The following is a 12,063-nucleotide window of genomic DNA, read 5'->3' as shown; positions in this document are numbered from 1 at the left end:
GTAATTTCTACCATCAATTAATGAAAATAATTTCGATCAATCAACCAGTAAAAATCCACACAAGTTGTTCTTCATAATCTCTTAATGATCTTCTTGCTGATTCGTCATCAACAAGCTAGGTCGGCTATACTACTCTCTTTCCAGAGAAAGTCAACAGGTTTTGTTAAATTCTTTTCCGACAAACCCAAGTTTAAATCCAATCTTAAAATTTCATTTGAAATCTTAACAATCCAACCAACCCATTGATTTACCAGAGGTTTTATTTAACATCACCGCCGATGGATACGCATTATAGGGGAAAAAATTTCCCATGCAACCCCTTTCTTTAACTTTCTTTATCGGATGAGTGTTTATTCTACAAAAAAGCTTTTTTTGATTACTTAATGTCCATTTTTATCACTATTTTTATACTCCTTTTTTAGTTAAACTCATTCTTACTATATATCCCAGCTTAAAACCCCTTCAAAATGCCTTCACTAAAACAAAAAATTATCCTATTTTTACTAGCATTGTCATACATTAGCCCAAGCTATGCCGCTCCTCATCAAAATAACGGTATTGCTGCAACAACTTTTTCAATTCTAAGTTATTCAAAATTAAGTACCCCATCCAATATTTGCATCATTAGCAATGAAGCACTTGCTACTCAATTTAAAATCCACAACCAACAAAACAATCTGCAATATCAAATTTACTCAATCAACACCAATGAGTTGGCAAGCACCTCTTGCCAAGCAATCATCTTTTCCTCACTCACAGCCCAAGAAGAACAACATCTTCTCAATACAGCTGTGCGCTATCCCACACTATCCATTAGTACAAATAATCTTAATTGCGAGATAGGAAGTGCTTTTTGCCTTTATAAAAAAAATAAGTATTTAAGCTTTAAAATCAATTTAGAAAGCTTAAGTCAATCTAAAGTTCATATTGATCCGCGCGTTTTACTTTTAGCAAAGCCAAGTGAGCAGCAATAATGAAAAAAATAAACAGCATTACCTCGCTACAGCAGCTATTTAAACGCTCACAACTCACCATCTTTATCCTTACTTTTACAAGTTGCACCATAATTTTTGCGGTAATTTCCACTTATACTATGGAGACTTACGCCAATCGTAACTTACATATTTTGTCGGAAGCTCTTGGTGAACGTATTCAACCCGCGGTTGTTTTTAAAGACCAAATTACAATTACACAAATCCTTGCAGAATATTCAGAACAATATCCCATTCGCTCGATTCAAGTTTTAGACAATCAAAATAACGCACTTGCACAGATCAAACATACTGAAAGCCCAACCTTCTCAAGTCAGGTCATTTTAGATCACCTTTTCTTCAATCAACCCGCAACCATCAACATTCAACACGACCAAGAAAATTATGGCAAATTAATTGTTTATGGTAATTCATCCGCTTTAGTGAGTTTCTTTTACAAACTACTATTGGGTTTAGCATTAGGCTTTCTCATGATGCTTGCTGTTCTTTTCTGGTCTGTCAGCACCCTCTATCAACACCTGATGAAGTCACTACAGCCAATTGTCGAAACAGCACAGATGATTAGTGAAGAAAAAAACTATCAATTACGCTTAGCAGACTCAGATATACAAGAATTTCAAGAGCTTAATATTGCTTTCAATGAGTTGTTAGAAAAAATTCATACGTCAAGCCAACAGTTACAAACCGAAAATATTAAACTCAGCCATCAAGCACATCACGACGAACTCACCCAACTTCCCAACCGACATTATTTTTATCAAACTTTATTCAATTTATTCGACTCTAAACACCGAGAACATATTGCTTTATTTTTTATTGATAACAATAACTTTAAAGACATTAATGACCAATATGGCCATTTAGCGGGTGATGCAGTACTGCAAGAAATGGCAAAGCGATTAAAATCCAACTTACGGCAAAATGATTTTATTACTCGCCTTGGTGGAGATGAATTTGCGATTATTGTCCACAATATTCAACAACCTCAACAATTAGCCAGCATTTGTGAACATTTGCTAAGTTGCAGTAAAGCACCGCTTATTTTCGAAAAATCTGAAATTCATTTCAGCTTCAGTATTGGGATTGCTTTTGCAAAAAATGCAACATCTCCAGAAGAACTCATTACTCAAGCCGACAGTGCAATGTATCGCGCAAAAACGTTACCGCACCACTGGTTTATCTCCCCTAACCTAAATAACACATAGGCCCAAGCAGATGCATGTCAAAATAATCAAGACAACTTTCACTATTTTATTCTGTACTTTTTTAACAGCATGTATGAATCTCGGTCAGCTCAACTACAAACAAGTACATATGTTAAAAAAAGAGGGATTCTCACTAACAAATGAAGGCTGGACACTCGCACTCCCCGAAAAACTCTTGTTTGGTTTTGACAGCACAGAAATTCAAGAATCACACAAAGCATCACTCAACCGACTATCTTCACAATTGCAAAAATATGATTTAGATAAATTAAAAATCATTGGGCATACTGATGATATTGGCAATGAAAGTTATAACCAAACACTCTCAGAAAAACGCGCGCAAAATGTTGCTGATGTTTTTATTCAAGCTGGCTATAAGCAACAAAATATTCAAACTTTTGGACGTGGCCCAAGCCAACCCTTAGTGCAAAACAATTCCAATGAAAATAGAGCAATCAACCGTCGTGTGAATATCATTATTATTCCGTAATTATTTTTTTATACAAAAACCCTCCCATTCAAGAGGGTTTTATTTTTTCACATTAAATTCCACAAATTTTAGGCATAAAAAAACCGCATTTAAGCGGATTATTTATATCATCTTTTTAAAAATGGTCGGAGCAGTAGGATTCGAACCTACGACCCCCTGGTCCCAAACCAGGTGCGCTACCAAGCTGCGCCATGCTCCGAATTGGGGTGAATGATGGGGCTCGAACCCACGACAACCGGAATCACAATCCGGGGCTCTACCAACTGAGCTACATCCACCGTTACAACATTTTAGATTCTAAAATATCAAGCTACCAAATGGTGCGCCTGACAGGATTCGAACCTGTGACCATCCGCTTAGAAGGCGGATGCTCTATCCTACTGAGCTACAGGCGCATGACCTATGATACCAAAATATCATTAAACCTTCGCCTTGAAGAATTGGTCGGAGCAGTAGGATTCGAACCTACGACCCCCTGGTCCCAAACCAGGTGCGCTACCAAGCTGCGCCATGCTCCGATTCATCTTAGCTTCGTACTACACATCGTGCGGTACGGTGTGCATTCTAGGCGTGACGCTTAATAACGTCAACACCTATATTCAAAAAAAATCAAAAAATCGCTTCAAATGTATATTTATCAAGCATATTAGACATTTTATATACAAATATTAGCGTTTTAAACTCGCACTGAAGTTCAACATGCGATCTAGCGGCAATTTAGCCCGTGCTGCCAGCACTGGGTCAACGTGTATTTCTTGATCAGAGTTTTGTAAAACTGCTAAAATCCCATCCAATTCATTCATTGCCATCCAAGGACAATGTGCACAAGAGCGACAAGTTGCCCCCTCACCTGCTGTTGGTGCTTCAATCAAAATCTTATGCGGCACCGCTTGTTGCATTTTGTAGAAGATGCCACGATCTGTTGCCACGATTAAACGCTCATTTGGTAAAGTCTGTGCGGCTTTAATCAGTTGAGAGGTACTACCGACAGCATCGGCAACATCGACCACCGACTCTGGAGACTCTGGATGCACCAATACTGCTGCATCTGGATACAATGCTTTCATATTAGCAATGCCACGCGCACGGAATTCTTCATGCACAATGCAAGCACCGTCCCAAAGCAACATGTCCGCACCCGTTTTCTTTTGAATATAGCGCCCCAGATGTTGATCTGGCGCCCAAATAATCTTTTCACCCAAGCTATCTAGATGTTCAATAATTTCAACCGCACAACTTGAAGTAACCACCCAATCCGCGCGTGCTTTAACCGCAGCAGAAGTATTGGCATAAACCACAACGGTATAATCAGGATGTGCATCACAGAATGCTGTGAACTCCTCTACAGGACAACCCAAATCTAAAGAACAGGTGGCTTCTAAAGTTGGCATAAGCACCGTTTTTTCTGGAGAAAGAATTTTTGAGGTCTCCCCCATAAATTTCACACCAGCAACCACCAAGGTTGAAGCCTCATGATCACGGCCAAAACGCGCCATTTCTAATGAGTCTGAAACACAACCACCCGACAGTTCAGCCAACTCTTGAACTTCAGGATCGCAATAGTAATGTGCGACAAGGACAGCATCGCGTTTTTTGAGTTCTGCAAGAATTTGCGCAAATTTTTCCTGTTTGACCTCATCACTCAAATGAATATCTTTAGGCTCGCCTAAACGATCTAAATGCGCCTGCACAATCGATTTAGCCTCATTGGCAATTAAATTGGTCGCATCATTCATAAAAACGTCTTCTCTATCCTTAGTGCCTGTTCACTTACAAGCAATACACTCAATTCACTGATCAAAATGGCATCATGCTTTTTTGATCAAGCATTAAAAACTTTACATTACAAAAAAGCCTCACAACGGAGGCCTTTCATTCAACCAGACTTAAGAACGGTAATCCGCATTGATCTTGACATAGTCATAAGAAAGATCACAAGTATAGACCGTATCTTTTGCCTGTCCTCGCCCTAAATCGACACGAATGGTCATTTCAGCTTGAGACATAACACGTGCGCCAGCTTCTTCCGTATAGTCCGCTGCTGCACCACCATCTTTACAGATTTGTACATCATCCAACCAAACTTGGATTTTTTCAACGTCTAAATTTTTAACACCCGCGTAACCAATCGCTGCAAGGATACGTCCCCAGTTAGGATCGGATGCAAAGAAAGCCGTTTTAACCAAGGGTGAATGCGCAATGCTATAAGCAATATCACAACATTCTTGCGTATCTACTCCACCTTCCACGGCAACAGTCATAAATTTAGTCGCACCTTCCCCATCACGTACAATCAGTTGTGCTAGACGCTTCATCACGCGGGTGAGAACATCAAGAACCACCGTATAACGAGCATCAGCTACTGATGTAATTTCTGTGCCGCCCGCTTGACCTGTAGCAACAAAAATACAGGAGTCATTGGTTGAGGTGTCACCATCAATCGTAATACGATTAAATGAAACATTCACCGTGGTTTTTAATAGTTGTTGTACCAATTCACGACTAATCGGGACATCGGTTGCTACATAACCCAACATGGTCGCCATATTTGGACGAATCATGCCTGCGCCTTTAGAAATACCAGTCATGGTATAGAGGATACCATCCAACTCAAATTGTTCAGATGTACCTTTAGGCAAAGTATCTGTGGTCATAATGCCAGTTGCGGCATCGAACCAAGCATCATCTTTCAGTGTATTGAGTGCAGGTTCTAAACCCGTCAATAAACGCGCTAAAGGAAGCTGCTCACCAATCACACCTGTTGAAAAAGGCAGAATTTCGGTTGCAGATACACCTGCAAGCTCAGCCAATTTTGCACAGGTTGCTTCAGCATTCGCCATCCCAATTTTGCCTGTACCCGCATTGGCATTGCCCGTATTAATCACTAAATAACGTGGATTACCAAGCTGAAGATGTGCTTTACATACATGGACTGGCGCGGCACAAAATGCATTTTGAGTAAATACACCCGCAACATTTGAACCTTCTGCAAATTCAAAAATGACAAGGTCACGTCGGTTCTGATAGCGTACATAAGCTTCAGCTGAACCAATTTTTACACCTTTAACCACATGCATTTGTGGCATTGTTACGTCGCCCACCGCCATTTTTAAACTTCCAAATAAGTGCGTGATAAAATGACAGCTTAGTAGAAATTCAATAAAAAATCGAGCAGAACACTTTGTTTGATTTATTTTTTATTGAATTGCACTTTCAAAGCATAAAAAAACCAGTCCGAAGACTGGTCTAAAAAAGAAACTGCGCTTAGTTTGAAGCTAATTGTGCAGATTCTGACAATAATGCCTGTTTCGCTTTTTCTTGACTCGCTGTGGATAATGCTGGATTAGAAGCCACAATACGATTTACATTTGCTGCATTAGCAGCAGTTACTGCTGTAGTCTTTAAGATAACTGGACGTTGATTCGGATTCGCAAAAGTATAACGAATTCCTGTACGAGGGCTCATTACTGTGATGTTGTCATCTTTAACCACTGCTTGAGCGGTGGTTGCCCCACGAGCAGCTTGCACTTTATCGACAGTGGTGGTTTGAGCCGTATTTGCAAAAGTCAAAGTAGGAAGCGCTAAAGCTGCAATCATCAATGTTTGTAATACTTTTTTCATTGTCTTTCTGCTTTTCAGAGTTAGATATGCAACTAAATACCATTTAATTTCGCTCTCTGCAAACATATTCACATATTGAAAAACTAAATTGCATATTCAAATTGAATAAAAAAAAACCACTTTATTATTGTCGCTTAATCCAGCAGAGCAATCGTTAAAGTGGCTGTGTAATCAAGGTAAAATTAAATTTTACCGTGACATTGCTTGTATTTTAGACCTGAACCACATGGGCAAGCGGCATTACGGCTTGAAGGTGGAATGATATTGTGTTCATCAACAGCGCTGAATTGGAAAGTGTTGTCTTCTGACAATGTGATATCACCTGTCAAACCATCCACTTCAGCATGGGAAAGACTCAATTTCATTGCTTCAGCTTGTGCTTGTTTCTGTGCTTCCATTTCAGCGAGTTCTTCAGCTGTAGGCACATGCACACGTGAAAGATCGGTAATCACATCAGATTTAATCACAGCCAGCATGTTCACGAACAAGTTAAATGCTTCTTTTTTATACTCTTGTTCTGGATTCTTTTGTGCGTAACCACGCAAATGAATCCCTTGACGCAAGTAATCCATGGCTGCCAAATGGTCTTTCCAATGACGATCCAAAGCACTGAGCATAAAGTGGCGTTCGAGCATGGCCGCAGATTCAGCACCCATTTGTTCACGGCGATTACGATAGCGAGTCACGATTTCATCAGAAATACGTGCAACCAAGGCTTCTTCATCTAAACGACGATCTTCTTCCAACCATTGGTTCACAGGTAAATCAATACCGAGATCATCACGTAAGGCACGTTCTAGACCTGCAATATCCCATTGATCATGAATTGATTCAGGTGGAATATAATTTTCAATTACACCTTTCATCACTTCGTGATGCATTTCTTCAATGTAATCTTGCAAAGTACTTTCAGCAAGTACGTCATCACGTTGTGAATAAATGATCTTACGTTGTTCATTATTCACATCATCGTATTTCAACAAGTTCTTACGAATGTCAAAGTTACGTGCCTCTACTTTACGTTGCGCATTTTCAATTGAACGTGACACCATTTTATGTTCAATGGCTTCATCTTCTTGTAAGCCCATTGCACGCATCATGCTGACAACACGATCACCCGCGAAGATACGCATCAAGTCATCTTCTAATGACAAGTAGAAACGTGAAACACCTGGGTCACCTTGACGACCTGCACGACCACGCAACTGGTTATCAATACGACGTGATTCGTGACGTTCTGAACCAATAATATGTAAACCGCCAGAACTTAACACCATCTCATGGTGTTGTTCCCATTCGGCTTTTAAGCGTGCTTCATCTTCAGTCGTATAATTTTCAATTTTGGCCAGTTTAGCTTTCCAGTTACCGCCGAGCAAAATATCAGTACCACGACCCGCCATATTGGTGGCAATGGTCACCGCATTGGGTGAACCTGCTTGCGCAATAATATCGGCTTCACGCTCATGTTGTTTCGCATTCAACACTTCGTGAATAATGCCTGCTTCTTTTAATTTATCAGACAAAATTTCCGAGGCTTCAATGGTCGCTGTACCAATCAAGATTGGCGCGACACCCGCTTCATGAATATTTTGAATTTCTTGAATGATGGCATCGTATTTACCATTACGATTTAAATAAATTAAATCGTTCATATCATTACGGATCATTGGTCGATGTGTTGGAATTAATACCACATCTAAACCATAAATTTCTTTCATTTCCGCAGCTTCAGTATCGGCTGTACCCGTCATACCAGAAAGCTTTTTATAAAGACGGAAATAGTTCTGGAACGTCGTGGTTGCCAATGTCTGGTTTTCAGGTTGAATTTCTAAACCTTCTTTGGCCTCAACTGCTTGGTGCAAACCTTCTGACCAACGACGACCCGGCATAGTACGACCAGTGTTCTCATCGACAATAATCACTTCACCATCATGAATGATGTATTGAACATTGCGTTGGTATAGATAGTGCGCACGAATTGCCGCAGTCACATGATGAACCAAGTTTAAGTTTGCAGCAGAATAAAGACTTTCTCCTTCTGCCAACAAACCCATACCAATCAGTTCATCTTCCACTGTTTCAAAACCAACTTCAGTCATTTCAACTGAACGTTGTTTTTCATCAATCCAGAAGTGTCCACCATCGGCAACTTTTTCTTCTTTCTGTGCACGAAGTTTAGGTGGAATACTATTAATTGCAGCATACAATTGTGAAGAGTCATCACTTTGACCCGAGATAATCAAGGGTGTACGTGCTTCATCAATTAAGATCGAGTCGACCTCATCGATAATGGCATAGCTAAGACCACGCTGTTTTTTCTCAGCCAGTGAGAACACCATGTTGTCACGAAGGTAGTCAAAGCCAAATTCGTTATTGGTACCATAGGTAATATCAGCACGATAGGCTTCAGCTTTTTCTGTCGGATTCTGCATCGAGTAAATAATACCAATGCTTAAGCCTAAGAATTCAAATAATGGGCGGTTTAGCTCGGCATCACGTTGTGCCAAATAGTCATTCACCGTAATGACATGTACGCCTTGACTGCTAATCGCATTCAGATAACACGCTAAAGTTCCCATCAGGGTTTTACCTTCACCGGTACGCATTTCTGCAACTTTACCTTCGTGAAGAGTAATACCACCAATCAACTGTACATCGTAGTGGCGCATCCCCATGATTCGCTTTGCCGCTTCACGACAAACAGCAAATGCTTCTGGCAATAATTTATCCAGACTTTCGCCTTTGTTATATCGTTGTTTGAATTCTTCAGTTTTAGCAGATAAGTCTGCATCGCTTAGTGCAGATATCGTCGGCTCGAGCGCATTAATCTTATCTACGATTTTACGCATGCGTTTGAGTTCGCGCTCATTTTTGGTACCGAAGATGCCTCCGATCAGACTTGCCAACATGAATAGACTCTCTAAATCTTGCTTGTCAAATGAATAAATTTTTTCTCAGTCGTTATTATGGTGCTAGAAATTTGAAGTACAAGGGCTTTAGACAAAACCAATAAAAAAATTCTGCGCACTCGTTCTAGCACGTGACAGCCAAGGGAAATCAATGTAACAAATTTTAAACAACCAATATAGTCATAGAATTCGTCATTTATACAGTTTTTACAAATCAAATCCAGCTGCTATATTCCATATATGCATAAAGAAATATAAAAATGCTATTTTCCTTGGCAAAAGAAATGCGCCATATTCGATCTCAGCAAAGTTCATAACAAATAATTTGAGGCGATAAAAATGACATTACGTTTAGGCGATACTGCACCGAATTTTGAGCAAGACTCGAGTGAAGGCTTGATTAATTTTTATGAGTATTTGGGTGACCATTGGGGGATTTTATTTTCCCATCCCGCTGATTATACCCCTGTATGTACCACTGAACTTGGGTTTACCGCAAAACTGAAAGATGAATTTAGCAAACGCGGGGTGAAAGCCATCGCCCTGTCTGTCGATGATGTTGAATCGCATCACGGTTGGATTAACGACATTAATGAAACTCAAAATACCACGGTAAATTTCCCTATTCTTGCCGATAAAGACCGTAAAGTTTCAACCCTATACGATTTCATTCACCCAAATGCCAGTGAAACGCTTACTGTACGTTCTTTAGTGATTATTGATCCAAATAAAAAAGTTCGTTTAATCATTACCTATCCAGCATCAACAGGACGTAATTTCCATGAAATTTTACGTGTCGTAGACTCGCTACAACTGACAGATCAGCATAAAGTTGCCACACCTGCCAATTGGCAACACGGTGATGATGTGGTGATTGTGCCTTCACTAAAGGATGAAGATGAAATCAAACAACGCTTCCCTAAAGGCTATACAGCGGTTAAACCATATTTGCGTTTAACCCCACAACCTGAGTGAGGATCAGCAAGGCACTGCCTTGCCCGAACGCAAGACGAGAAGCTATGCTTCGAATTAAAAAATAAGACACTGTCTTATTTTGTCGCAAGACAAGCGAAGCGCGTAGTAAAGGACAAGTGGAGCACTGCCCCCCTGAGGAATATATTCCGCAAGACGAGAAGCTGTACTTCGAGTAAAAATTAAAGCACTGCTTTAGACGAAGTGCAAGGCAAGCGAAGCGCGTAGTTTCGGATAAAAAATACGCTGCTTTAATTTTTCGCAAGACAAATGAAGTACGGAGCATAGAAAATAAAGCCAACATCACATGCAACACATACAGGATTTACATGACGAGCCAAATCCTGATTGTTCTACAGCCTGTCTTATGACAGGCTTTTTATTTGGCTAAAGAATTGAATTACAAAATCAAGTTGGTATTTATTTTACAGTCCGTTTATAAATGTGCTGACTTAATTTTAAGAATAATGACTGTGATCTATAATATTCATCATTTACATTGCGGCACCATGTGCCCTGTTTGTGCACCGCTTTTTGGGCAAAAAGGCTTGCATGCCAAAGTGGTTTGTCACTGTCTGCTTGTTGAAACAGATCAAGGACTGGTACTGATTGATACCGGCTTAGGCATCCAAGATCATCTACATCCTCAAGCCCGTTTAGGCAGTTTCGCTGCACGATTCGGACGTATAGAGCATGATTTAGAACTGACCGCCATTGCCCAGATTCAACGCTTAGGCTTTAGTCCTCAAGATGTCAAACACATCTTGGTTTCGCATCTTGACTTTGATCATGCTGGTGGTATTTCAGACTTTCCGCATGCCACCGTACATGTGCTCTCGACGGAATATAATGCGACACAAAGTTTTTTCTCACTTAAAAATAAAGCGCGCTATAAAACCCAACAATTTAAACAACACCGCTACTGGAATTTCATCGAACCAGAGCAAGGTGAAGCATGGTTTAACCTGCACCAAGTGCAAGGATTTCGCTTATTTCAAGATGAAATTTTAATGATTCCATTATTGGGGCATAGCAAGGGTCACTGTGGCATTGCCATTAAGCAGCAAGATGGCTGGGTATTCTTCTGTGGCGATGCTTATTTTTCACATCTACAACTAAATCCCCAAAATAAACTCAGAACGCTGGCTAAATTAGAACGGATTTTTGCTGAAAATAATTCAATGCGTTTAGATAACTTACATAAAATTCAACAACTCGCACAAAGCCAAAATAATATCGAAATTATTTGTGCACATGATCCTGTTGAATTGGAACGCTCTCGAGCATGATAAAAAGAACTCTACTTGCCATTTTCATCAGTAGCTCCAATCTGGTCGGATGTATCACCACACCGACCATTTCGGCGGAACAGCGTCCGCCACACTGGGGCAAAGCAATTCATCAACCCGATAATTTTTATCAAATTAGTGAGTATGTCTTTCGTAGTGAACAGCCGAATGCTGAACTGATTCCACAATTAAAGGCGCACAATATTGATGCTGTGATTAATTTAAGATCGAGAAATGCGGATTTAGCTGTACTGCCAACTACAGACTTTCAATTGATTCATATTCCAATTAATACATGGGCAATGAACCGTGACGACTTGCTGCAGGTGATGCAACACATTCAGCAAGCCCAAACCCTCAATCAAAAAGTATTGATTCATTGCTATCATGGCTCTGACCGTACGGGTGCAAGTGTTGCCATGTATCGCATTATTTTTGAAAATTGGCAAACTGAAGACGCACTGAATGAAATGAAATATGGTGGTTACGGCTTTCACCCTGTTTGGGTTCATATTGAAAAAATATTTACCCCTGAAAATATAAAATGGATTCGACAACAACTGTCGAATCCATCTTAATTTTTGC

At 40.0% G+C, this 12,063-nt stretch carries 10 protein-coding genes and 4 tRNA genes; 6 read left to right on the top strand and 8 right to left on the bottom strand.

Annotated elements, in window-relative coordinates; all coding sequences use genetic code 11:
- Positions 1–467: 467 nt before the first annotated feature.
- Genes yfiR through yfiB form a run of 3 tightly spaced genes read left to right on the top strand, consistent with a single transcriptional unit; the run spans position 468 to position 2,687 of the window.
- Positions 468–974: a regulatory sequestration protein YfiR gene (gene yfiR / locus BLV99_RS13965; RefSeq protein ID WP_092691774.1), complete on the top strand. Its 507-nt coding sequence runs from the start codon at positions 468–470 to the stop codon at positions 972–974.
- Positions 974–2,197 (top strand): diguanylate cyclase DgcN/YfiN, encoded by a 1,224-nt coding sequence (dgcN, locus tag BLV99_RS13960; RefSeq protein ID WP_092691771.1) that lies wholly within the window; start codon positions 974–976, stop codon positions 2,195–2,197. The genes yfiR and dgcN overlap by 1 nt, the downstream gene beginning before the upstream one ends.
- Positions 2,198–2,207: 10 nt before the next feature.
- A complete protein-coding gene (gene yfiB, locus BLV99_RS13955) occupies positions 2,208–2,687 on the top strand; it encodes an outer membrane lipoprotein YfiB (protein WP_086184392.1) in 480 nt (159 codons plus the stop codon).
- 122 nt (positions 2,688–2,809) lie between these two features.
- Here the strand turns inward: yfiB and BLV99_RS13950 are convergent.
- The 8 genes from BLV99_RS13950 to secA form a co-directional block, all read right to left on the bottom strand.
- Positions 2,810–2,886 (bottom strand) — tRNA-Pro (locus BLV99_RS13950).
- A gap of 3 nt (positions 2,887–2,889) precedes the next feature.
- Positions 2,890–2,965 (bottom strand) — tRNA-His (locus BLV99_RS13945).
- 40 nt (positions 2,966–3,005) lie between these two features.
- Positions 3,006–3,082: transfer RNA gene (locus tag BLV99_RS13940), tRNA-Arg, on the bottom strand.
- A 46-nt stretch (positions 3,083–3,128) separates the two neighbouring features.
- Positions 3,129–3,205 (bottom strand) — tRNA-Pro (locus BLV99_RS13935).
- Between the two features lie 150 nt (positions 3,206–3,355).
- The gene (gene nadA / locus BLV99_RS13930; RefSeq protein ID WP_086166125.1) at positions 3,356–4,423 is read right to left on the bottom strand and encodes a quinolinate synthase NadA; all 1,068 of its coding nucleotides are present in this window, start codon (positions 4,421–4,423) and stop codon (positions 3,356–3,358) included.
- 150 nt (positions 4,424–4,573) lie between these two features.
- Complete coding sequence (gene argJ, locus BLV99_RS13925) at positions 4,574–5,794, bottom strand: bifunctional glutamate N-acetyltransferase/amino-acid acetyltransferase ArgJ (RefSeq protein ID WP_092691768.1); 1,221 nt, start codon at positions 5,792–5,794, stop codon at positions 4,574–4,576.
- Between the two features lie 157 nt (positions 5,795–5,951).
- Entirely contained in the window at positions 5,952–6,308 is a 357-nt protein-coding gene (locus BLV99_RS13920; RefSeq protein ID WP_086184389.1) for a hypothetical protein, read from the bottom strand.
- A gap of 182 nt (positions 6,309–6,490) precedes the next feature.
- A complete protein-coding gene (secA, locus tag BLV99_RS13915; protein ID WP_092691766.1) occupies positions 6,491–9,217 on the bottom strand; it encodes a preprotein translocase subunit SecA in 2,727 nt (908 codons plus the stop codon).
- Positions 9,218–9,556: 339 nt separating this feature from the next.
- Here secA and BLV99_RS13910 point away from each other — a divergent pair, with 339 nt between their 5' ends.
- The 3 genes from BLV99_RS13910 (at position 9,557) to BLV99_RS13900 (ending at position 12,056) form a co-directional block, all read left to right on the top strand.
- On the top strand, positions 9,557–10,192 hold the full coding sequence (locus tag BLV99_RS13910; protein ID WP_092691764.1) for a peroxiredoxin: 636 nt from the start codon (positions 9,557–9,559) through the stop codon (positions 10,190–10,192).
- A gap of 470 nt (positions 10,193–10,662) precedes the next feature.
- Complete coding sequence (locus BLV99_RS13905; RefSeq protein WP_092691782.1) at positions 10,663–11,478, top strand: MBL fold metallo-hydrolase; 816 nt, start codon at positions 10,663–10,665, stop codon at positions 11,476–11,478.
- Positions 11,478–12,056 (top strand): dual specificity protein phosphatase family protein, encoded by a 579-nt coding sequence (locus BLV99_RS13900; protein WP_092691779.1) that lies wholly within the window; start codon positions 11,478–11,480, stop codon positions 12,054–12,056. Before BLV99_RS13905 ends, BLV99_RS13900 begins: the two co-directional genes overlap by 1 nt.
- Positions 12,057–12,063 lie beyond the last annotated feature (7 nt).

Source organism: Acinetobacter kyonggiensis (assembly GCF_900107285.1).
GTDB lineage: Bacteria > Pseudomonadota > Gammaproteobacteria > Pseudomonadales > Moraxellaceae > Acinetobacter > Acinetobacter kyonggiensis.
This window is presented reverse-complemented; position numbering and strand designations above follow the sequence as displayed.